27 protein-coding genes are annotated in these 22,624 nt (G+C 46.6%); 4 read left to right on the top strand and 23 right to left on the bottom strand.

Annotated features, from left to right (window positions below):
* Positions 1–111: 111 nt before the first annotated feature.
* Both CI595_RS24570 and CI595_RS24575 read left to right on the top strand, forming a co-directional pair.
* Positions 112–1,191, top strand: a complete 1,080-nt coding sequence (locus CI595_RS24570; protein WP_162291970.1) for a sensor histidine kinase — start codon at positions 112–114, stop codon at positions 1,189–1,191.
* Positions 1,192–1,218: 27 nt separating this feature from the next.
* Entirely contained in the window at positions 1,219–1,845 is a 627-nt protein-coding gene (locus tag CI595_RS24575) for a response regulator (RefSeq protein WP_095176238.1), read from the top strand.
* A 12-nt stretch (positions 1,846–1,857) separates the two neighbouring features.
* Here the strand turns inward: CI595_RS24575 and CI595_RS24580 are convergent, their stop codons facing one another.
* The 9 genes from CI595_RS24580 to CI595_RS24620 all read right to left on the bottom strand — a co-directional run bounded on the left by CI595_RS24580 (position 1,858) and on the right by CI595_RS24620 (position 8,687).
* Positions 1,858–2,088 carry a hypothetical protein gene (locus CI595_RS24580; protein WP_095176239.1) on the bottom strand — a complete coding sequence of 77 codons (231 nt, stop codon included), beginning with the start codon at positions 2,086–2,088 and terminating at the stop codon, positions 1,858–1,860.
* The gene (locus CI595_RS24585) at positions 2,085–2,696 is read right to left on the bottom strand and encodes a DUF1700 domain-containing protein (RefSeq protein WP_095176240.1); all 612 of its coding nucleotides are present in this window, start codon (positions 2,694–2,696) and stop codon (positions 2,085–2,087) included. Before CI595_RS24585 ends, CI595_RS24580 begins: the two co-directional genes overlap by 4 nt.
* Positions 2,683–3,006, bottom strand: coding sequence for a PadR family transcriptional regulator (locus CI595_RS24590; protein WP_095176241.1), 324 nt, complete (start codon positions 3,004–3,006; stop codon positions 2,683–2,685). The genes CI595_RS24585 and CI595_RS24590 overlap by 14 nt, the downstream gene beginning before the upstream one ends.
* Positions 3,007–3,214: 208 nt before the next feature.
* A complete protein-coding gene (locus CI595_RS24595) occupies positions 3,215–3,631 on the bottom strand; it encodes a DUF6483 family protein (RefSeq protein WP_095176242.1) in 417 nt (138 codons plus the stop codon).
* A gap of 15 nt (positions 3,632–3,646) precedes the next feature.
* Entirely contained in the window at positions 3,647–3,919 is a 273-nt protein-coding gene (locus tag CI595_RS24600) for a DUF6171 family protein (RefSeq protein ID WP_095176243.1), read from the bottom strand.
* 103 nt (positions 3,920–4,022) lie between these two features.
* Positions 4,023–5,453 carry a type I glutamate--ammonia ligase gene (gene glnA / locus CI595_RS24605; RefSeq protein WP_095176244.1) on the bottom strand — a complete coding sequence of 477 codons (1,431 nt, stop codon included), beginning with the start codon at positions 5,451–5,453 and terminating at the stop codon, positions 4,023–4,025.
* 52 nt (positions 5,454–5,505) lie between these two features.
* Positions 5,506–7,113, bottom strand: a complete 1,608-nt coding sequence (locus tag CI595_RS24610) for an MBL fold metallo-hydrolase RNA specificity domain-containing protein (RefSeq protein WP_095176245.1) — start codon at positions 7,111–7,113, stop codon at positions 5,506–5,508.
* 118 nt (positions 7,114–7,231) lie between these two features.
* A complete protein-coding gene (locus tag CI595_RS24615; protein WP_095176246.1) occupies positions 7,232–7,732 on the bottom strand; it encodes a DUF6147 family protein in 501 nt (166 codons plus the stop codon).
* A 13-nt stretch (positions 7,733–7,745) separates the two neighbouring features.
* Positions 7,746–8,687: a DUF4367 domain-containing protein gene (locus tag CI595_RS24620; RefSeq protein ID WP_095176247.1), complete on the bottom strand. Its 942-nt coding sequence runs from the start codon at positions 8,685–8,687 to the stop codon at positions 7,746–7,748.
* Between the two features lie 244 nt (positions 8,688–8,931).
* On the opposite strand from CI595_RS24620, the gene CI595_RS24625 reads away from it, so the two are divergent.
* Complete coding sequence (locus CI595_RS24625) at positions 8,932–9,999, top strand: undecaprenyldiphospho-muramoylpentapeptide beta-N-acetylglucosaminyltransferase (RefSeq protein WP_095176248.1); 1,068 nt, start codon at positions 8,932–8,934, stop codon at positions 9,997–9,999.
* A 1-nt stretch (position 10,000) separates the two neighbouring features.
* Here the strand turns inward: CI595_RS24625 and CI595_RS24630 are convergent, their stop codons facing one another.
* On the bottom strand, positions 10,001–10,558 hold the full coding sequence (locus tag CI595_RS24630; RefSeq protein WP_095176249.1) for an RNA polymerase sigma factor: 558 nt from the start codon (positions 10,556–10,558) through the stop codon (positions 10,001–10,003).
* A gap of 20 nt (positions 10,559–10,578) precedes the next feature.
* On the bottom strand, positions 10,579–10,986 hold the full coding sequence (locus CI595_RS24635) for an HIT family protein (protein ID WP_095176250.1): 408 nt from the start codon (positions 10,984–10,986) through the stop codon (positions 10,579–10,581).
* A 160-nt stretch (positions 10,987–11,146) separates the two neighbouring features.
* On the opposite strand from CI595_RS24635, the gene CI595_RS24640 reads away from it, so the two are divergent.
* A complete protein-coding gene (locus CI595_RS24640; protein ID WP_095176251.1) occupies positions 11,147–11,872 on the top strand; it encodes a sensor histidine kinase in 726 nt (241 codons plus the stop codon).
* Between the two features lie 25 nt (positions 11,873–11,897).
* On the opposite strand, the gene CI595_RS24645 is transcribed toward CI595_RS24640, so the two are convergent.
* The 12 genes from CI595_RS24645 to CI595_RS24700 form a co-directional block, all read right to left on the bottom strand.
* Positions 11,898–12,488: a rhomboid family intramembrane serine protease gene (locus CI595_RS24645; RefSeq protein ID WP_167388484.1), complete on the bottom strand. Its 591-nt coding sequence runs from the start codon at positions 12,486–12,488 to the stop codon at positions 11,898–11,900.
* A gap of 221 nt (positions 12,489–12,709) precedes the next feature.
* On the bottom strand, positions 12,710–14,125 hold the full coding sequence (locus CI595_RS24650; protein WP_095176253.1) for a DUF6382 domain-containing protein: 1,416 nt from the start codon (positions 14,123–14,125) through the stop codon (positions 12,710–12,712).
* Between the two features lie 10 nt (positions 14,126–14,135).
* The gene (locus CI595_RS24655; protein WP_147737764.1) at positions 14,136–14,561 is read right to left on the bottom strand and encodes a hypothetical protein; all 426 of its coding nucleotides are present in this window, start codon (positions 14,559–14,561) and stop codon (positions 14,136–14,138) included.
* 11 nt (positions 14,562–14,572) lie between these two features.
* On the bottom strand, positions 14,573–15,013 hold the full coding sequence (locus CI595_RS24660; RefSeq protein ID WP_095176255.1) for an A24 family peptidase: 441 nt from the start codon (positions 15,011–15,013) through the stop codon (positions 14,573–14,575).
* Positions 15,014–15,026: 13 nt separating this feature from the next.
* Positions 15,027–15,863, bottom strand: coding sequence for a TadE/TadG family type IV pilus assembly protein (locus CI595_RS24665; protein ID WP_095176256.1), 837 nt, complete (start codon positions 15,861–15,863; stop codon positions 15,027–15,029).
* Between the two features lie 39 nt (positions 15,864–15,902).
* Positions 15,903–17,294 carry a DUF5702 domain-containing protein gene (locus tag CI595_RS24670; protein WP_095176257.1) on the bottom strand — a complete coding sequence of 464 codons (1,392 nt, stop codon included), beginning with the start codon at positions 17,292–17,294 and terminating at the stop codon, positions 15,903–15,905.
* A gap of 10 nt (positions 17,295–17,304) precedes the next feature.
* Positions 17,305–17,472, bottom strand: a complete 168-nt coding sequence (locus tag CI595_RS24675; RefSeq protein WP_095176258.1) for a Flp1 family type IVb pilin — start codon at positions 17,470–17,472, stop codon at positions 17,305–17,307.
* Between the two features lie 49 nt (positions 17,473–17,521).
* Entirely contained in the window at positions 17,522–18,757 is a 1,236-nt protein-coding gene (locus CI595_RS24680) for a type II secretion system F family protein (protein WP_095176259.1), read from the bottom strand.
* Positions 18,747–19,484: a type II secretion system F family protein gene (locus CI595_RS24685; protein ID WP_095176260.1), complete on the bottom strand. Its 738-nt coding sequence runs from the start codon at positions 19,482–19,484 to the stop codon at positions 18,747–18,749. Before CI595_RS24685 ends, CI595_RS24680 begins: the two co-directional genes overlap by 11 nt.
* Positions 19,474–20,667, bottom strand: a complete 1,194-nt coding sequence (locus CI595_RS24690; protein ID WP_095176261.1) for a TadA family conjugal transfer-associated ATPase — start codon at positions 20,665–20,667, stop codon at positions 19,474–19,476. Before CI595_RS24690 ends, CI595_RS24685 begins: the two co-directional genes overlap by 11 nt.
* A complete protein-coding gene (locus CI595_RS24695) occupies positions 20,645–21,658 on the bottom strand; it encodes a P-loop NTPase family protein (RefSeq protein ID WP_095176262.1) in 1,014 nt (337 codons plus the stop codon). Before CI595_RS24695 ends, CI595_RS24690 begins: the two co-directional genes overlap by 23 nt.
* Complete coding sequence (locus CI595_RS24700; protein ID WP_095176263.1) at positions 21,655–22,164, bottom strand: prepilin peptidase; 510 nt, start codon at positions 22,162–22,164, stop codon at positions 21,655–21,657. Before CI595_RS24700 ends, CI595_RS24695 begins: the two co-directional genes overlap by 4 nt.
* Between the last annotated feature and the right edge of the window lie 460 nt (positions 22,165–22,624).

Raw genomic sequence — 22,624 nt, forward strand, 5'->3', positions numbered from 1 at the left:
ACATTTGTCATTTCTTCCTGCGGCACCTTACTTTTTACGCGCTCCTGTGATACACTCTTACTACAAGCATTGATAAATCTTAAGACACACTCCGGGAAAGGGGGCGTACATATGAGGCGTCTGTGGGATAAATCCTTTATTTTTATATTTTGCACCCTGAATCTTGCAGGCTATTCTATTAATACTCCTCTTATCTCAGCCCTGCTTTTATCACTCAGTGTAACCGCTCTCATTTCCTATCTGGACCGGGAACGGTCCCGGGATTTCCTGTGTGGGATCTGCATCGCTGTCTCCCTGTTCTACTCCGGTCTGGCAGTCTTTCTTCCGGTCATTTACTATGACTGCCAGCGTTCCCGGAAAAGGCTTCTGCAGTTTGTCTGGTTCCCGGCATACCTGTACCATTTTCACAATTTCACGGTATCGGCCTTTTTTCTGAACCTTATGACAGGGCTGCTCGCAGTCTACATCTCCCGGCGGACGATAGAATATGAAAAGATGATGACGGAATTTCACAATTCCCAGGACAGCACCCGTGAGGAATCCCTTTATCTGGAACAGAGGAACAGGGAGCTTCTGGAAAAACAGGAGTATGAGATCCAACTGGCAACCCTCACCGAACGAAACCGGATCGCCAGGGAGATCCATGACAATGTAGGTCATCTGCTCACTCGTTCCCTCTTCCAGATACGGGCCATGCAGGTTGTGTGGAAAGAACAGGAGGAGCTGGCCGCACAACTTTCTGCTGTTAAATCCACACTGGATGATGCTATGAACAATGTGCGCAGCAGTGTGCACAATCTGTATGAGGAATCTGTGGACCTGCAGATGGTACTCTCACGCCTGACCCGGGAGTTTACCTTCTGTCCCGCGGCACTGGACTACAACGCCAAGATTGAGTCCAAAGAGCTGAAATACTGCGTGATCGCCATTGTAAGGGAGGCCCTGTCCAACATTTCCAGGCACAGCAATGCAACAGAAGCTTCTGTCTCTGTGCTGGAACATCCCGGCTTCTACCAGCTCATCATCCAGGACAATGGTACCCAGACCGCCGTATCCGGTGCCGGAGGTATCGGACTTATGAATATGAGGGAGAGAGTGGAGGATTTTCACGGCATTTTCAGGACGGAGAACAAGAACGGGTTCCGTATTTTTATCTCGATTCCCAAACAGAGCGAGCAGGTTTCAAAATAACCCGGATAACAGAAGTGAGGTATTGATATGAAAGTTATTATTGTTGATGATGACCCTTTTGTCTGCATTTCATTGAAAACGATCCTGCAGGCAGAGCCGGGTATTGAAGTATGTGCTTCCGGAAACAGCGGGGAGGCGGCTGTCCGTCTGTACGAGGACATGCGGCCGGATATTCTGCTTATGGATATTCAGATGGGGGACTTTTCCGGTCTGGATGCAGGGGCTGAGATATTGGAAAAACATCCGGAGGCCAGGATCCTGTTCCTGACCACCTTTTCAGACGACGAGTACATTGTGCGCGCTCTGCGCATTGGTGCCAAAGGTTATCTGATCAAACAGGATATTGAGACCATTGCTCCGGCTCTGCACTCCGTCATGTCCGGGCAGAGTGTGTTCGGCAGCGAAATTGTTACCAGGATCCCGAAAATGATGGAACGATCCGGGAGCATGGATCTGAGCAGATATGGGATATTAGAACGGGAAATGGATGTCATTGAGCTGGTGGCAAAAGGCCTGAATAATAAAGAAATCGCACAGAGCCTTTACCTCAGTGAAGGCACTGTGCGGAATTATTTAAGCGCAATATTAGATAAACTGAGTCTGCGTGACAGGACGCAGCTTGCGGTTTTCTATTATAAGAACATGGAAAACTGATGCTCACAGCCATTAAAAAGAGCCAAAGCTGGTGATATAGACTCCCTCTCTCAGCTTTATACCTATATGGAAATTCCCTTGTTGATAGTGAATGGTCTGGTACCATCTGTTTTCACTCCATTTTAGTAAATTATTAGGTTCAAATCCGGTCATTCCAAATCCCACAAGTCCCACAGCTGCTCCGGCCAGCATAAAAATAACGCCAGCCAGCAGGATCTTACTTTTAAAAGATTTCATTTTCATGCTTTAACACCTCTCTTTTTCTGAAACAGTCCTGCAAGCCATCTGCTGAATGTTTTTGTAACCACTACAAATTTTTTACCCACTTCCCAGGTAAGCAGTGCGGTTACCAAAAAAACGCCTGCAAGCAGAATTCCCAGTCCCATCTGCACCAAACCTGTGGCACTATCCTGGAACAACAATATTGCAGAACCTACTGTGCTTACCAGGGCTAAAAAAAGACTGGACACACTAAATACGCCGAATAAAAAGGGAATACACCAGATAATTACATAGGCACATAATACCATGATCACGGCTGAAAGCGCACAGCAGATAGCCGCCAGGACCAAACTTCCCCAAAGCGGAGACCCCAGGACTAATAATGCAATAACACCTGCCTTCATCCACTTGGGTGTGGGCTTCGGCGGCAGAGCGTCTCTGTCTGACAGGATTTCCTGTGCTATCTCGCCGGGATTCCCAATCCGCTGCACAGCCTCCTCCTCCTCACATCCGTCCTCCATATAATCCGCGATCATCTCTGAATAATAGGATAGGAATCTATTCCGTTCCTCCCTTTTCAGGCTCCGCAGCAGTCGCTCCAGACTGCTTATAAATTCATCCTTCTTCATTTTCCACTGCTCCCTTCACAAAATCATATATATCTGTTACCTGCTGCCAGTCATTTAAAAACTCCTGGATATGTTCCTTGCCCCCTTCGGTGATCCTGTAGTATTTACGCAGGCGGCTGTTGTGCTCCACTGAGTATGTCTCCAGACGTCCGTTTGCCTCCAGGCGTTTTAATATGGGGTACAGGGTTGATTCTGATATTTCAATACATACGGATATGTCTTTAATGATCTGGTATCCGTAGGAATCATTCTTGTATAATGCCGCAAGAACACAGAATTCCAGGAAGCCCTTCTTTAGCTGTGTATCCATCGTATCGCCTCCTTATGCATTATACTATACATTGCATAGTATAATGTGTCAAGAGGTATTTTGTGATTTTTCAAATAAATTTTGCCGGCTCCCCACCGGGTGTGAGGCATCCCCTTTGGGGTACAAAAAAATCGCCAACTTTTATAAAGTGACGATTTCCGCTCAATGCTTCTGTATTATATTCCTACCACGCCTCACCGCTGTGGTATTAGCGCTCTTCCTGTCCGGAAGGGCCGTCCAAATACAGATCCTCAGACAGTTCCTCCAGACCTTCGATACCATTGGCCGCTGCCAGCGCTTCCACGCCGTCCAGGATTTCCTGTCTGCTGTAGCCGTTTGCAGCCAGAAATTCATCTGTATATTGGTTGATATGGAGATAAAAGCTCATGGCCATCTCCATGTATCGTTTGTCAGTCTGATCCATATCTGTGAGGAGTATGTTTTCCGCCTCATTGATCTTTCCCTTGTCTGCCATCTCAAGGATATCGCGGTAGAGAAAATCCGTGTCATCTGCTTTTTCTTCCTCCACCTCATACTCTGTAAATCTCTTTCCAAAGATGACACAGGCCAGGGCCTTGACCATATCCTTAATTATCCTCATGATATAATCTTCTTCAAATCTCATGCTGCGTCCTCCTTCTCACCACTTCTTCGGAATCCCGGGACAGTTGTTCTGTTTCATGACAGCCCGCATCTCCACAAAGCATCCGCAGATTCTGCACATTCCGCTTATTAAATGATCACATTCCCTGCAAAATGCGAGTCTCCGGTCATAGAGCTGCGAGGAGACCTTCAATTCCTCATCCAGATTTTCAATGTATTTACGCATGTCATCAAAATACTGCCCTTCATCCATATCCTGAAGAAGACACTTTCTGCAGAAACGTTTGGGTTGGTTTCCCGTATTCTCCATGCTGCACCTCCGTTTCGCATAATTATGTAAACCAAATCCAGTCTAAACCTTTTCTTACACCACAGGCGGAATCCCAATAAAATCCCGCCTGTGCTACTGCTATTTATAGATCATAATAATATTTAAATTCTGAGGGGCTTGGAATCTGTTCGATTTCCTGCAGCTCTTTTTTCTTTTTCTCCAGCCAGATATCAATGAGGCGCTGCGGGAAGACACCGCCTGCGGTGAGATAATCGTGGTCATTTTCAAGGGCTTCCAGAGCTTCTCCCATGGAACGGGGCAGGCTCTGTATCTTTTTCTGCTCCTCAGGTGACAGGGAATACAGATTACAGTCAAAGGGACCCCATCCGTGTTCACGCGGGTCTATTTTATTCTTGATCCCATCCAGGCCTGCCATGAGAATGGCAGAATATGCATAGTATGGATTGGCTGTGGCATCCGGGTTGCGCAGTTCAAATCTCTTGGCTTCCGGTTTCTTGGCATAAGCCGGTATACGGATGACCGCGCTCCTGTTTGATGTTGCATATCCAATGGTTACAGGTGCTTCATAACCGGGTACCAGACGTTTGAAGGAGTTTGTGGATGGGTTGGTAAATGCGCACAGGGAGGCAATATGCTTGAGCAGGCCGCCGATAAAATAATGGGCGGTGTCGCTCAGTCCTGAATATCCGTCCTTATCGTAAAAGATGGGAGCGCCGTCTTTCATGAGCAGCATATGCACATGCATACCGTTTCCGGCTTCTTTGTGAATGGGTTTCGGCATAAAGGTAACGGTTCTGCCTTCTGCCGCAGCCGCATTTTTCAAAACATATTTTACGATCATGGTCTTATCTGCCATTTCCACCATGTCACCCAGCTCAACCTCAATTTCCATCTGGCCCGGGCCGCCCACTTCGTGGTGATGATATTTTACTTTGACACCCCACTCCTCCAGGAGCATACACATTTTACTTCTGAGATTATATCCCACGTCCTGGGGCGCTGCTGCGTGATATCCACCTTGATACGGAACCTGATAGCCGTTGTTCTGTCCATTATCTATGCCGCTGTTCCACTCCGCCTGCCTGGTGTCAATGCTGTAGCTGCACTTTTGAGGTGTGACACTATAGCTTACATGGTCCAGCAGATAAAATTCAAATTCCGGCCCAATCACCATCCGGTCCGCGATCTGCTCCTCCTGCATATATTCCACTGCTTTGAGCGCAACATTTCTCGGATACTGGTCAAAGGGCAGGTTCTTATCATCGCCGATAGTACAGACATTTCCGCACATGGTCAGTGTGGGAATCTCTGCAAATGGGTCCACGGTAGCGGTGTCCGGGTCGGGAATAAATACCATATCACTCTTTTCTATAGGAGCATACCCGTAATTAGAACCGTCAAATCCGATTCCATAGACAAAAATGTCATCATCAAAACGTTCCACCGGAATGGTCAAATGGCGCCACCGTCCGTTTAAATCCGTCATTTTAAAGTCTATCATACGGATCTGCTTTTCTTCACACAGTTTTCTCACGTCTTCGCTTGTTTTCATGTAGAATCCCCCATTCTCTCTGTAAAATAGTTTTTTCCGCTGTCCCTGGCTGTCAGCGGTCCCACTTATCGCACATGGAATTAATCTGGTCTGCAAATTTTGCCAGGTCTTTATTTGCACCACCCTCATTATGACGGATAACCGTCATTAACCGCTGGCCTGCTGCAAGAAGTCTTGCATAAACACCGGAAGCCTTGCGGGCTTTTGCCTTCTCCTTCGCATGTTTGATGACAACTCCAACGGTTTCCTTCTCAAATTCATTTGCCAGCATATCAAATTCCGTGCCGCTGAAAGGCGCCATGGCATTGTAGCCCAGTTCATTTTTCAGCCTTTCCGCAAACAGATCACATACCTGGTCATCCCCGTGTGTTACAAAGACACGCTGGGGCTTCTCCTTAAAAGCGGATGCCCAGCGGATCAGTCCCGCATCATCCGCATGGCCGCTGATGCCCGGCAGTCTCACAATGTCTGCGCAGACATGGATATCCTCACCGAACAGTCTTACATCTGTGGCGCCCTCCAGCAGCGCCCGTCCCAGTGTACCTACAGCCTGGTATCCGACAAATACAATGGTGGACTCGCGCCTCCAAAGATTATGTTTCAGATGATGCTTGATACGTCCCGCATCACACATACCGCTGGCCGACAGGATCACCTTATGGCTGTCATCCATATTGATGGCTCTTGACTCATCACTGGTGATGGAGAGCTTCAAACCCGGAAATGCTATAGGATTGATGCCTTTCTCTATGAGGTCCATGGCCTCCTCATCATAGCAGTCCGTATAATGCTCTTTGAAAATATTGGTGGCCTGGACAGCCAGGGGGCTATCCACATACACATCAAAATACGGGTATTCGGGAAGCATATTTTCTTCTTTGATCCGCCTGAGAAAATACAGCATTTCCTGTGTTCTGCCGACAGCAAAGGAAGGCACCACCACGTTTCCGTTTTTGTCAAAGGTTCTTTTCAGAATTTTCACTAATTCCATGGCATAGTCAGGTCTTTCGCCGTGACTCCTGTCACCATAGGTGGATTCCATAACCACGTAGTCCGCGCTGTCCAGATATTCCGGATCTTTTATAAGCGGCTGGTCCAGGTTGCCGATATCTCCGGAGAACACGATCTTCTTCTCCACACCCTCCTCTGTGATCCAAATCTCAATACTCGAGGACCCCAGAAGATGCCCGGCATCCACAAATCTTACCTGTATGCCGTCCGCAACCTGGATTTTTCTGCTGTACCCACACCCCACAAACTGTTTGATCACATTCAGAGCATCCTCCATGGTATATGCGGGTACAAAATCAGGCTGTCCGTTTCTCTGTGCCTTGCGGTTCCGCCACTCTGCCTCAAACATCTGGATATGTGCACTGTCACGCAGCATAATGTCACACAAATCGCAGGTAGCGTTGGTCGCATAAATAGGTCCCCGGAATCCTTTTGCATAAGCCAGCGGGAAATTGCCGGAGTGGTCAATATGGGCATGGGTCAGCAGCGCAAAATCCACATCAGACATTGCCACCGGGATCTCCTGGTTTTCATACTGATCCGGTCCCTGCTCCATTCCGCAGTCCACCAAAAACTTCTTCCCCGCCGCCTCCAGGAAATAACAACTTCCCGTAACCTCATGAGTCGCACCTATAAAAGTCAGTTTCATAAAAGAACCCCCTTTGCGGTTATATAAAAGTATGGTTACTTTCATTATACCGTAAAGGGGGGGAGTTTAATAGAACTTTTCAGATTATTTTATTATTTTTGATAGTGGTAATTAATTATTATCCTATCCAGATTCCATCGGTGGTTGGTAATTTTGTTTCAGTTGTACTTCCTTTTTGTGCAATACAGGCACCTTTTACTCTATAATAATATCCCTTTGCCACGCTAACATTATAGCTTCTTGTAAAAGTCGCGGTATTATATGCAACATCATCATACATATCAACATTGTACCATGCCCCGCCAGAATATCTCTGTAAAGTTAATTTAACGGTAACTTTATCACATGTCACAAAACATGTTGCAGAACCATACATATTAACCATACCACCACCGATATTAGTTATTTTAGCAATTCCTTGATTTAGAATATTTCCTCTTGTCAATGTACTCTCTATAGACTCTGCAGATACTTCATTAGTTAATTTTGAACCATCTACAATTTTCCCCAAATCTTCTAATTCTTGTGCACTTACACTTGTGACAGTTAATACTGTTAACATTACACAGGCAATTATTGTCTTTAAAAAGTTTTTTCTACTAACTATTAATTTTTTCATCTTTTAGTCCTTTCTAAAATATCAAATTTTCAACTATCAATCTTATCTCTTTTTCTTGCAGTTTTCCACTAATACAGTAGTAAGTATTACCATAATCCCATTGTGCCAAATAGACCGGCATCTCATCTCCTTCTTCTTCGATTTTCCAAAGTTCAATCTTTGAATCAATCATATCATTATTGAGAGTATCTATCAAACTTCCTTGGTCATTACGATATATACCACTTGATTCATTATTATTTTCTAATATTTGTAGATAAAAATATTGTGTTTCTAATTTGTATCTCATATACACTGCATGAGCATCCTGGTCTATACGAAAGGAATCATAAATCGTCCCATCTGGCAGATAATATAACGAAGGTACTGTTACCTCTAAAATTCTCTCTATTTCTTTTTTGTCGTCCTCTTCCTGTGTACTACTTACTATTACATCTCCAGTATTATTAACTTTTGTATTTACATCATTACCAAACATTTCATTCATTTTTTGCATTACAAAAGTTCTATTAGCCTGACTACTCATAGATACACCAAACACACCCATTAATGTTATTGCTAACATTGCAACCCATTTAAAAGCTTTACGTGCATATGAAGTCTTATATATGACACTCTTTTTAAATGGCTGTATATGCTTTATTGCTTTGGAGTTTTTAGCAAAAATATTTTCCTGACTCTCTTTATCATCTGAAAGTTCTATCTTCTCTTCGTTCATATCTTCTTGCTCTACTTCGGCCAGCAGCCCTCTCTCATTTGCTATTCCCACAATTTTCTGGAACAGTTCCTCGGAGGGCTCAAAATCATCTAAATCCGGGTCGTTTTCCAACCCGTTTACCATCTCTGCGGTTTCATCAAGGACGCTTTGGCTGACCCATTCCTCAAAAGCTTTGTCTTTCTGGACTGCCGCAGACTTATGTGCTTGTTCAACTTGCTTTTCGTCCAATTTACTCATGAAACTCCTATCTTTCCTTGACTTTTCCTGACAAGTGTATCATATTATCTTATAGTATTTGTTTGTAACTATTCAGTAGGCGTCTGCACATTCACCGCGCTGACCGCAAGAAATTGTTCAGCAGCCAGGCAAAAATCCCGTCGCCGAAGGCGATCTTGTGCGGATCTTTGCTCGTAACTGTGAAGGTACTGAACCGTTACAATTATTCTTTTAACTATTATTTTTGAATGAGCAGGAGGACACCATGAAACATATCGTACTTACCGGCGGCGGTACTGCCGGACACGTTACCCCTAATATTGCAATGATTCCCCGCCTAAAGGAGCTGGGCTATACCATTTCTTATATCGGTTCCTATGAAGGAATCGAAAAAAAACTGATAGAGGAATTGGGTATCCCTTATTATGGGATTGCATCCGGTAAATTAAGACGCTATTTTGATGTCAAAAACTTTACTGACCCATTCAAAGTTATGAAAGGCTTTGCGGAAGCTAAAAAACTTATGAAACAGTTGAAACCTGATGTTGTCTTTTCCAAAGGCGGATTTGTTACCGTTCCTGTGGTGATCGCGGCAAGCAGGCGAAAAATCCCTACCTTTATCCACGAATCTGACATGACACCTGGTCTGGCTAATAAAATTTCTATTCCTTTTGCTACTAAAGTGTGCTGCAACTTCCCTGAAACCGTGTCTGAACTGCCCGCGAACAAAGCGGTACTGACCGGAACTCCCATACGGCAGGAACTGCTGGAAGGAAGCCCCGAAAGAGCACGGGCTTTTACCGGTTTTACTTCTGACAAACCGGTTATTATGATCATTGGGGGAAGCCTTGGTGCAGCAGCCGTAAATGATGCCGTCCGTGCAGTTCTTCCTGAATTGCTGAAAAATTTCCAAGTTGTCCATCTCTGCGGCAAAGGAAAACTGGACGAATCATTAAAAGACACAAAAGGTTATGTACAGTATGAATATATCAAAAAAGAACTGGCCGATCTATTTGCCCTTGCGGATATTGTCATTTCCAGAGCAGGCGCCAATGCCATCTGTGAACTGAGTGCACTGAAAAAACCTAATCTCCTGATTCCGCTATCTGCCCGTGCAAGCCGCGGTGACCAGATACTGAATGCCCGTTCTTTTGAACGCATGGGTTACAGTATGGTTCTGGAGGAGGAAGAAATCACCAATGAAAAGCTTCTTGATACAATTAACTCCCTCTATGAAAACCGCTCTACTTTTACGGATGCCATGTCCAAAAGCAAGCTGACTGATTCTATTGAAGAAATTGTTCAGCTATTTGAACAGACCATAAACAGATAATTCATAGCGAATCGTATTCTGACTGATATCTTTGTTTCAGCCATTCCATCATCCTGTGTCTCTTGGTACGCACATTTCCAATGGTGATGCCAAGAGCACAGGCAATTTCTTCATCGTTTTCTCCCATGACATATGTCCTTACTGTGATTTCATACCAGTCCGTATTCTTCGTTCTCAGAGAATTGAGAATCTTTCCGGTAAATTCTTTGTGCACCATCATCTCAGCCATTTCATCATTATAAAATCTGGTGCTTTTGCCTCCGTTGTCATTCTTGTCCGCCATTTTCTCCGCACCTACTTTTTCAGCACGGTCTCCTGCTGTCACTTCATGTACCTGATAAGCCTTCTTACAAAAATCTATGGCTTTTCTTCTGGCACAAACGGACAGCCATTCCGCATAACGTGTTTTATCAACAGTATCCACCTTTTCCAGAAACGTAAGAAATGTTTCTTGGCAGATATCCTGTGAAAGATCTGCATCATACAAGACACAGTATGCCGCTTTCATAACTAAACGATAATATTGATGAAAGATTTCACGAAATTTTTCTTCTGTCATCTTAACCCTTTTCCTGAAGTCTAATCCATTGAAAACTTCTCAAGGATTTCCTGTTTATCCTCCTCTGTTAATTTCCCCGGCGTCCATGTAATCCCAGCGTTATCCCCAACACTGCGCGGTATCAGATGGATATGGAAATGGAAGACGGTCTGGCCAGCTGCTTCTCCGTTGTTCTGCACAACATTATAACCATCGCAGCCGAGAACGTCTCTCATTCTGGTGATTATTTTCTTTGCAAGCACCATCGCTTTACCTGCCAGCTCATCAGGGATTTCATAGAGATTGGCATAGTGCTGTTTCGGCAGAATTAAAGCATGTCCTTTGTTCGCTGGTCCCAGGTCCAATATGACCCGGAAGTCCTCATCCTCATAGAGCGTTGCGGACGGGATCTCGCCGTCTGCAATCTTACAAAAAATACAATCCGACATATTTATTTCTCCTTTCTGTGCTGCTTTTGCCGGCTCTTATCGACGGCATTCTGTCATAAGTTTGTCGTTTTTTGGCGCTTTTTAGGTTATGAAATTATTTGATATTTGGCAGTAACAGTGCTACACTATCAACGTAAAGAAAGAACAGGGGGGACACCTAATGACGATACAATCCGGCACCAACCAGAGCACCAGGATGCCTGAAACTGCTGATTATAAGATGCTCTATCAGCAATTGAAAATGAAGCATCAGTTTATGCTTTCTCAGGTTTCTCACGAAATAAGAAATCCTGTCACTTTGATCAACAGCTTCATGCAGCTTTTAGAAGGACGGCATCCTGAACTAACGCAGGATAATTACTGGCAAAAAATCATGGAGAATATGGATTTTCTCAAATCACTTCTCAATGAATTATCCGCCTTCAATAACTCAGAAAAACTGAATTTGCAGATTTCCAATATTTATACAACCTTCTGCGATGTAATTGAATCTGTGACCCCATCTTTGAATGAACGGCATATTACCATAGATTTGCAGAAATTATCTCCAATACCCGTTATAAAAGCTGACGGCATAAAGCTCCGTCAACTTTTTCTGAACCTGATCAGAAACGCATCGGATGCTATTGAAACCGAAGGCCATATTGCCTGTACCATACAATCAGACGGTGAAGCTGTCATATTTACGATAGCAGATACCGGTAACGGCATTCCATCTGAATATCAGAATGATCTGTTTGAGCCATTCATCACGCACAAACAGGAAGGTACCGGCCTTGGTCTGCCAATCTGCAGACGGATTGTCAGCGCCCACAAAGGCACTATTTCCTTCAAATCAAAACCAGGTGAAGGTACCATTTTCAAAGTAATTCTCCCAATCAGTTAATCACACAAAAATGTGCTGCCTCTTATTATGAAGGCAGCCTTTTCTTTCCATGATAAAGGATTATCCCAAGGGCGAAGCCGCATAAAAGCCCGCCAAGATGTGCTGCATTGTCTACCCCTGCACTTGTATACCCATGATAAAGTGTAAGCGCGGCCAGGAAAACAAGCTGTCTGGTCGTAAAGTTTTCCACTCTCCCACGATTTCTTATCACCACATAGATCAGCGCTCCAATCACGGCAAACACCGCACCGGATGCACCTGCGGAGACTACCGTCTCCCCTCCTCTTATCTCTGCGTAATAAGAAATATAGCTGGCACCAATTCCGCCAATCAGATAAATGAGAAGATAGCGTATTTTGCCCACTTCTCTTTCCAGACTGTCTCCAAGAAATACAAGCACCAACATATTATTTCCCAGATGTGTCAGCCCGAAATGAAGAAACATACAGGTAAAAAGACGGTAATATTCATGCCCCTGTTCAATGAACGGCGTATAAGCAGCTCCCCAGTTTACAAGATGCCTGCTGTCCAGTGATGACCCGGTTAGCTCTGTCAACAAAAACACTAAAATATTGACAGCTACCATAATCGTGTTCATCAAAACACTCTTCCGCATTCGTAAAAACCGCCTGAGATCGGATTCCGGCTTCTGGTTCCAGTTACTGTAATCTACCATGCACTACCTGTCCTTTTCTTCTTATCTGATATAGTCTTCAGCCCTGCGAAATCCTTAAACCACTCTTCACTCCCTGCCTGCAGGACATAGCTTCATTATAAGCTCTTTCCCAGATTAACGCAACCATATACTTCCAAATTAAGCCGCCTAAAATAAGCCAATCAGCCCCCTATATTCTGAAAATAGCGGTACTCTAACTCCGTTCCCGCAATACTTATCTTATCACCATTATGCAGTAAATATTCTCGTTCCGGTTCCAGCATTCTGTCGTTTAAGAGGGTACCATTCTTTGAATTCAAGTCGGAAATAAAAAAATCTTTCCCCTCTTTTCGTATTCTGCCATGTATCCTGCTCACTGCCGGATGCCTTAGGCATATATCCGCAGACCCCGTCAGCTTTCCGATCATCCCCATATCTTTGGTAAGCATAAATCTCTTTTGAACGCCTTCTTCCGTCCAAAATAAACATGCGTCTGCCTCATTCTCTTGATCCGGCGACAATAGAATGGTGGGGCCGCATGTATCCAAAACATCCGCTTCCTTTTTCTCCACTGGACTTTCGTTTGCATATCTCTCCGCCTCGCTTATATCCTCCCGCTCATATTCAGCATCCCGTTCCCATCCCCATGCTTCCAGCTGGTCCAGCTCTTTTTTCTTCCTCTTTTTCTCCTCCCTGGCCTTCTTGAGCCTAAATACAAAAAAGGCCCCTGTACCCGCTGCCGCCGCTGTTGATAATCCAATACAGATTTGAAATGTGTTGGCGATCTCATAGTGCAACAGAAGATAAATGCACACCGCTGCTGCCGCCAATGTAAAAATACACCCCACAGCATTTAACAGGGGATGCTTCTCTTCAACCTCTTCCTCCTCCTCGAAAAAAGCATCCAGTGCCTGCCTTCTCTTCTCCTCTGTCATCACTGCCTCCCCGGTATATTCCTGCTGTGTATATTCCTGCTGCGTATACTCCTGCTGCGTATACTCCTGCTGCGTATACTCCTCCTTCTGTCTGGCCTCTCCTTCCTTCAGATTCTCCAGGGTTACCTTTCTTAACTCTTTGCGAATCTCATCCGCTCCCATACCGGACTCCACGCTCTCCCTATACACGCCATATCCCAAAACTACAGCCCCTGCATCTTTATGGTCTATCTTCGGCAGTATATACTCCGTCAATTCCAATATCCCGGCCTGTTCCTTTTCCTCTCTCACAGGAAAACAGCAGAAATAGATATTCTGCCGTTCTGTATCCATATAGATATAGCGGGGATTAAAAAGAAGTGTCTCAATATCCAGAAGATATTCCTCCAGTCTCTCGATCACATCTGCTGCTGCCCTGAAAATCCGCTCCAGATCTTCCCTTCCAAACTTTTTTGTCTCATAGAGTAAGGAAATACTCTGCTTGGATGTGACCTCATAATAAAACAGCGGCTCGCCGTCTATATATCGCACAGAGAGGGGAAGCAGCCCCGCCGGTGCGTTGTGTAAAAGCATTTTTATCTCATATCCCTGCGGATCCATTTCTTCGTCAGCTTTCAGAACCAGATAACTGTGATTCATTTCCCTTCTGTACTCTGCCTGCATCTTGTCCTCCTTATCCCCCCATTTCGTCCTTCCATCTTCTGACGATTCTAACCTTTTCTATAAACGAAACAGGCCGGATCACTTTACTTTTTCCATTGCCCTGTATATGCCACTGTAAACCGGCGAAAGGGAATTTTATATGCTCCTCATAGCTGACGGTAACTTCCCTTTTGCTGCCGTTCACAGAATAATGTCCGCTTTCACCGGCAAGCCGTTCCCCTGCTGCTGCCACGCCATCCCCCTGTCTGCGTACAGCCTCCGTGCTGCCTGCCACTGCCGCCTCATATGCTTTTGCTGTGTATACCCCTCTTTTTATGGTTCCCATCAGCAGCAAAAGGACCGCAAATACGATCAGCATCCACACGCCGCTGATACAGGCAGCCTCCAGGGTATAACTGCCTCTGCACACAAACCTTCTTCTGTTTTTTCTTATCATGATCTCCTGTCTCATCCTATAAAGAAATAAAACATCATCCCTGCAAATAAAAACGGGATGAACGGTATCTCATACTTCCTGTCCTTCTTCCGCACTGTCAGTAAAAAACCGGCAGCCAGTACCGCCAATATGAAAGCACCTGACAATACGCTGAGAACCTGCCAGAATCCCAGGTAGATTCCTAAGATCAACACGATCATTCCATCTGCACTGCCCACTGCCCAGCCTGAGATCCTTCCGAAGAGCAAAAGAAGGACACCCGGAAGGCTGCCGACCAGAGCGTCCTGGGCTGTGCTCCATACTTCCCCCGGAATCCCTTTTGTCTTGACCGCCGCACATATCAAACTTCCTGTCAGAAATAAAAGGATTTTCCAGACCGCAACTGTTTTCCCTCTGAAATCTTCCCATCCCATAAACGCAAGTAAAATACCTGCGGTTATCTTCTCTGTCATTTGAATCTTCCCCCTATTTTACCCCGCAGCGTGAACAGGCACTCCTGTTCTCCGCCTCAGATTTCTTCATCAGCCGTACATGCCGTGCCAAACCGCCGCACGAACTGTCGCTGTGGTAACGGTTTCCTTTTTCCGTAATATACACAAATCTGTCATTCCCGTGCCCCTTCATGCATTTTTCACAGGGATGATACTTATTCCCGTACTGGTTTTTGCCCTGTAAGGCATTCTGTATTCCCACATGCTTTACCGTAAGCTTTATATGGGTACAATCTTGTGAGGTGTGATATACACTTTCATAATCCGTCACAAAAACCATCTCCTCCCCCGGCCCGTCATCTGCTCTGCCGTATTTATCCCCCTCATATCCCAGCCAGGCCTGCGCACTGGCTGCAGCCTTTATCTTTACCGGGAGGACCGGAAATACTGCTGCCGGACTTCTGTACAGATAGTTGGCTTTCAGGGTTACAATACCATTTTGATACTGTGAACCCAGCAGTGTGATCCCCGCCTGTCTTCCCACAATTCCGGTAAGATTTTCTCCCTTTATTCTCTTCTGTACCTCCGCCGAAGCATAAGCAGCACAGACAGCGTCCGTCACTGCTCCAACGGGTGATCTACTCTCCCCGTCTATGCTGTATGCATACATTCCCAGCTCTTTGGCGCTCTGGCTGAGCGCGGATACCAGAATTGTCTGGATGCGGAAGATATCCATCATACTGATAAGCATTACCATTGCCAGAAAATAAAGAGGGAGAACAGCCGCACTCTCCAGTGTCAGGCTTCCTTTTTGCTGAAGAGAGTACCATTCCTTTCTATTCCATTGATTTCTGCCTTTTACACCGGGCAACTGCTCCCCCTCCTTCTTTCTGCTTTTCACAATTGCATTTCACATGTCATATCCATAACTTCGGATTGCTGTCCACCTGTTTCCCGATGGGCTTAGAAAACCGGTTTCCATCTCCAGACATTCCATACAGGAATCTATACGGAAATTTTCTTTTCCGGGTTTTAGCCGCATGTTCTGTTCTATCATATCCATACAGCGAAATGTCAGGTTGTTCCTGGAGGATGTGAACAACAATATCTGCAGATAGTCATTATAATCCAGGCCGGAAGTATTTTTTGCCTGCCCGTCCTGCAGCAGCGAAAAAATCTGTCCTATATCCGAAAGTGCAAGCTGCCAGCTCGCACTATTTTTTACCAGTGGGACCTTCCCGCCTGCCATCAGCTGGCGCACGTCCAAAAGGCTTTCCCCGTAGGCCCACCCCAGCAGAAGCAGTTTTTCAACTACAAAGGCCCCCTCCGGTATCAGAAGTGCCGTGCACAGTGATGCCGCCAGTGCACCGGACTGTGCCCGCTTTTCCGGGTCTGTATAAAGATACGCCGCGTTTGCGGCCTCGCGCAGCAGCAGCATCCTGTTCACTGTCTTTTTCAGATTTTCCCTGTCGCTGCCCTTGCCGCCCACTATGTATTCCACCTGATAATCAAGGGCTCCCGGATTCACAGGTTCTCTGTAAGTTCCCAGTTTATTCATTGCGTATGCCTGGAGAAACAGCTTATCGGATGTACCGGATTCACGGCCTCCTAAACTTCCCATCCCCTTCTGCAGATTTCGGTTTGAAGTGAAAACGGAAACATCTGCTTCCTTTTCGGAAATAACTGCATCGTCAGGGAGAACCAGCCCTAAAATCCCCATGGTCCGTATACGCTTTATCACCTCCAGGGGATTGTTATCCGGGGTAATTTCCGATACAGACGTGTCATCCGGCACCGGTTCCTCCGGCATGGGAGGAACTCCGGCCTCCTTTTGTTCCTGCTGCTGTTCTATCACTTCCCCGGTATTGCTGAGATACTCCTTCAGGCGTTTCACGGCATCCGTACCCAGATGTTTTCTGACAGCCTCTGCCGCCTGTGCACAGAATGCCTCCCCGCCGTTATCGGAGGCCAGCCTGTACCCTGTAATAGAACAATTTTCCCGTCTGCTTCCCCGTATGCCGGTTTTTAGAGTCAGATCCATGGAATTTTCCATTTGCTGTACCACACGGAAAGCATCTATGGCTCCTCCCCCGTACCCGCTGTCCAGAAAAAACAAGTCATACTCCTCCAGCAAATCCCTTTCATACTCCGAGAATACGGAATACAATCCTGTGTCCACTGCATTTACAGCCTGTACCCGGGCATACTGTTCCCTGCATAGCTTGATACCTGCTGTAAGGATTCCAAGCATTACAGAAAGCATCATACACATGGCAATTGTCATACTTCCCTTTTGTCTCATAAGGACCTCACTAAATACTGTTACTCTGGCTTGTGATTTTTGAAAGAATACTCTGTATTAGGCTGGTGAGCTGTTTCTTAAAAATGATAACAAGCCCAATCAGCACCACCAACACCAGCACGATTTCAATCACAGTGATTCCTGATTCATCATCATAAAAATCCCTGAACACCTTCATGATCATCACCCCCTTTCTAAATATTTTTATGACTTTTGACTTATATCAGCTAGTAAAAACTCAGAAAAGCAGGAATCATGATCAGTGCCATAACCAATCCAAGCTGTATAAACATAGGACCTAAAAGTTTCGTAGATGCCTGTTCCCCGCTTATTTTTGCTGTCCTTTTCCGCTCCTCCACAGCAGCCGTGGTTTCCCGTTCCAGAAGGGCTAATACTCCCTGATTTCCCTTCTTTAGATTCTGTACCAACAGCACGGAAAGCACCTTATATTCCGGCGTATTACAGCGGTTTCCCAACCTCTCATACGCCTGTATCTCAGGCATACCGCCTTCCATTTCTCTGTAAGTCTCCACCAGTTCTTCATAGGCAGCGCGCTGCTTCTGACCATACATTTTGCAACTGCTGACATAGTCTTTTGCAATCTTTTCCACTGCACTGTGCACCGTCAGTCCTGCCTGCAGAAACAGTAAGATCCTGCTCACAATATCGGGATAATCTGCCTGCATTTGGGCCTTTTTTTCCCTGTCTTTTTCCTTCTCTTTTTCTCTGTATAAAGGGAGGATCAGCAGACCAAAAGCTGTCCCGAAAAGGCAGATCAGCACACCGTTTCTGCTCTGTTCTTTCTGAAAAAAGACCTGGGTTCCGTCCACTTTTTCCGGCAGTTTTACCTTATCCTCAGAGACATTGTTCTGTGTATCCACCACCTTCTGCACCTCCCTCTGCAGTCTTTCTTCACGGGTGATCTTCTCCGGATAGACCGTCACTTCCTTTTCCCACCGTTCCGTCTCCAGGCCCAGACTCAACTCGCACATTAGGTTTACTTTTGTACCGCTCTCCCCGGTATTCTCCCCGATCTTGCCTTCCCAATTCAGCACTTCAGGCATATCCGTACTCCACGACATGTTTACCGGAAAATCAGGACTGCGATCCGGCAGATGAAGGGGATAGCTGATCTTATCCAGGCCGCTGTTCTTCCCTCGGATAAGCGAGGGCATCTTATCTTTTACCCGGCTGAGGATTTTTTTTGCTTCACCCGGTCCGTATTCTTTTTCGCGGACACGCACCGTTATATTCTGCTTACCCTGCTCTGACTTTACTGTCAGTTCTTCCTCATAATCACCTTGGCCATATTCCCGCCGCTCCAGATATTCCGTCTTTTCTTTTCCGGCACGTTTGTTTTCCAGGAAATACGTGGTAAGGCCGGCTGCATTAGCCAGTAAAACCACCGCCATGCCGGCTGCAAACGCTTTCTTCTCCCCAATCAGGGTTTTCTTATACTTCAATCTCCACAATCCTCCTGCCCCAGATAAAAGCTCCCGCGTAACAGCCAAGTCCGGCAGTCATGATGCAGACCCCGGCAGCATTGTGGTACAGCACATCCATAAACCCCGGTGAGGTCAGACGCATATAGAGGATGATACCAACCGGCATGAAGCTCATGATATTCTGTTCCATTTTTCTGGCAGCCAGCATGGCGTCAATCTCCTTTTTCACATCAATCTTGTCCTCCATGATCCTTACACAGTTCTGAATGGTCTCCCGCATATTGCCTCCCATACGCTTCGACTGTGCCAGGATCTCGGAAAAACTGCGGATATCCTCCACCCGGCTTCTGTGTCCCAGGTCATAGAATAGTTTTTCTACCGGAACGCTGACGCGCATCTGTGCTGCCATATATGCAAGTTCTCTGGAAATCTCCCTGTCAGGCCCGTATATCCGGTCCATATCCTTTCCTGCTTCCAAAACCGCATTCTCCAGGGAATATCCGGCTGAGATTCCCGCCCCCAGCGCGTTCAGCGCATCCCTGAACTGGTGATGGAGCCTTCTGCGCCGCAGCAGCAGGAGCTGCCGTTTTCTCTGCCTGATATACCAGAAAGGTATGGGCAGCATAAACAGAAAGGTGAGCAAGCTCTGGTAGCACAGCGCATCTATGATCACGCAGATGAGTACGCTCTCCCCCAGATATCTGGCCCATTCCAGAATTGTCAGTTTGTAGTGTTCATAATCCATCTTCAAGTGTCATCCCCGCCTTTTCTAATTTTTCTCTGTGTCTCAGTTTTCCTTTCTGCACAAGGCCCCTTTCCTCCTCGTACAGAAACAGTGGATTCAAAAGTATTTCCCCGTCCTCCATCCCGTCTATCTCACAGATTTCCAGGATCCTGCGGCTTTTGTCCCTGAGCCGTCCCAAATGTATAAATATATCAAACCCCGCTGCTATCTGTCTCCTGATCGCCGGAAGGGGAAGGTTGATCCCCATGAGAACCAGGGTCTCCAGCCTTGTTATCATGTCCGTGCAGCTGTTTGCATGAATGGTGGACATACTGCCCTCTGCTCCCACATTGACGGCCTGCAGCAGCTCCTCCGCGTCACTTCTCACCTCCCCCACAATAATTCTGTCCGGCCGCATCCTCAAAGCAGTCTTTAATAAATCAGCCATGGTGATCTCCTGTGATTCTTCTATATTGGCTGCCCTGCACTCCAGTCTCACCAGATTGGGGATCCCCTGTATCTGAAGCTCTGCGTTATCCTCTATGGTTATGATTCTCTCATCCTGGGGAATGAACGCGGACAATGCGTTCAGCATGGTGGTCTTGCCCGCTCCGGTCCCTCCTCCGATGAGGATGGTATACTTGGCGCGCACCAGAGGGAGCAGCAGTCCAAGCGCCTCCTCCGTCACACTCCCTAAGGAGAGCAGCCGCTCCATGGTGACCGGTTCTTTTGGGAATTGGCGTATGGTGAGTATAGGGCCGTTCAGTGCCGCAGGGGCTATGACAGCATTGACCCTGGAACCGTTCTCCAGTCTGGCATCAACAATGGGATGCAGGGTATTGATCACCCGGTTGCATCTTCCGGCAATCTGCTGGATCACGTCATCCAGCTTTTCCGGGGATGTAAAATGCTTTTCCCAGGGGGAGATCCTGCCCTCCCGCTCCACAAAAATATGCTGCCACCCATTCACCATGATCTCCGTAACACCGGAATCCTCCAAAAGCTCCTGCAGCACATCCAATTTGCGGATGGAACTAAATAATTCCCGGCGCAGTGCGCTTTTCTGCCCCAGATTCAGTCCAAGTCTTCTTCCCTCCTCCATGAGCAGACGGTCAATAAGCTCCATCACCTCCTCATCCGTGCTCTCCCACATACTGTCCAGCCGTTCCATCAGGCTGTTCCTAAGTTCTGAAAATACCTCCATCCTGCACCAGCTTTCTCACATGATCCCCAAATCTGCCGACAGTCAGGCACTCCGGCCACGGCATCTCCCCCTGGGGAGCCACTGTCGGAAGAATGAGCTTCTCCGTCTTTTTCAACACATCTTCCCGCCCCGTACTTCCAAGCCAGGCCTCATACTGTGCCAGCTTTGCCTCTGAAACCCGGTCCTGGCGGACAGGCATATAAATCTTGCTGCATGCATCAAACAGTACAGACGCCTGGGTGATCCCCCCACCGAAATCCAGAATGACCACCTGATACCCACTGTAAAGCCTCAGTTCCTCCAACAGTGCGCTCCATTCCTCCCCGGTAATCTGTTCCACATCCTCCGGTGTGATGACCGGGGGCACATACGAAAGCCCTCCGGCCTCACGCACCATAGCTGCAAGCTGCACTGCCGGCTGTCCCTTCTTCTGCCGGATATAGTAAAACAGATCTCCCAGATTCCTCTCAAACCCGCAGGAGAACAATTGCTCAAAACCGGAATACGGTTCCAGGTTTAAGAATAGCACAGAATACCTTCTTGCAAGGAACTGCCCCAGGGCCAGCGCAAGGGAAGTCTTCCCCACACGTCCAAGAGGAGAATAGACTCCCAGAACATGCATTGTCCTTTTGGCAGCCGCACCCCTCCCCTCTTCCCGGGCTTCCTCCCCGTAGAGGGCTGTCACCTCCTGCATGATCTTTTCGCAGGACTGGTATTTCAGCACAGCAGGGAGTTCTTCCGGCACTGTGCCCTTCTCCTCGTCTAAAACCACAAGCTTCTTCACAGGCAGGCTGCTGATCGCAGGACACATGGTCCCCTCTGCCACCAGCAGCAGCTCCACAGGATTTGTCTGTACATAATCGCAGACTTTATCCGCTCCGGTAAAAGCTATAAACTCAAAAGGGTAATGTCCCTTTCTCTCCAGCCATGCGGTGAAGCTGCAGGCATAAGACGCCTCCTCATCACAGACTGCCAACACTTTTTTTCTCAACAAAAACCTCCCGCATACAGCATGATTCCCAGAAGTATGGGCACGGTAAAATGCAGATTCTCCGCCTGTGCTCCCTGTTTCCCATAGGGAATAGGACAATTCTCCTCTTTGCAAACTTTCAGATAATGGAAAAAATAAGAAAAACGTTCCCGCAGATTCCCGCAGGAAATAAGAAATGCCAAAGAAAGTACAGCGCCCAGGATAAAGGCGCAGAACATCCCTTTCAGGATACCGGAAACACCCAGGATTCCGCCGAGTACAGCCATAAGCTTAATGTCACCTGCCCCCATCATGCGAAAACAGAACAACGGAAACAGCAGCAGCAGCGGCAAAAACACACCGCCCAAAAACAGCGGCATCCCTCCTGCGCCGTGTGACAGCCCCTGGTACCCGGCGCCTGCCGCAAGCCCCAGGAGGATCCATTTGTTAGGCACTTTTTCCAGGAACAGATCGGTGCAGACCGCCCCGGCGGAAAAAAACAGTGCCATACCTGTCGCTAAAGACATAAAAACACCCCTCTTCACTCTTTACTTTTCAAGACCCCCGCCCGGCATCACTGCTGAACCTCACATACCGCACCTCCTGCAGAGGTGAGATCATCTTTGTCTTATTACCAAATCTACATGGAATTCATTTGCCGAACGGCTGATCAAAAACAGAAATGCCAACTTCTAAGTATAAGATGCAAACTCAAAGTGGCTGCAGCAGTCTTGCTGCTGTTGAAGATGATTATATACTTCCCGGCACGACTTGTCCATAGAAAAAATCACCAAAACGACTTTTTGGCAACCCTTCACAAAATTACTATTTGCAATAACGGTCATTTTCAGTTAAAATAGTACCTGTCTTTTGAAGTTGAGGTAAAAAAATAGTGCTAAGCCATAGGTTAGAACCTATGACTTAGCATTTTATTTATATCTTCATTTCCGAGAAAATAAGATGTTAATGGTAATCCTGTCAGAGAAG

The organism is Blautia hominis (assembly GCA_002270465.1).
In the GTDB taxonomy this organism is placed as follows: domain Bacteria; phylum Bacillota; class Clostridia; order Lachnospirales; family Lachnospiraceae; genus Blautia; species Blautia hominis.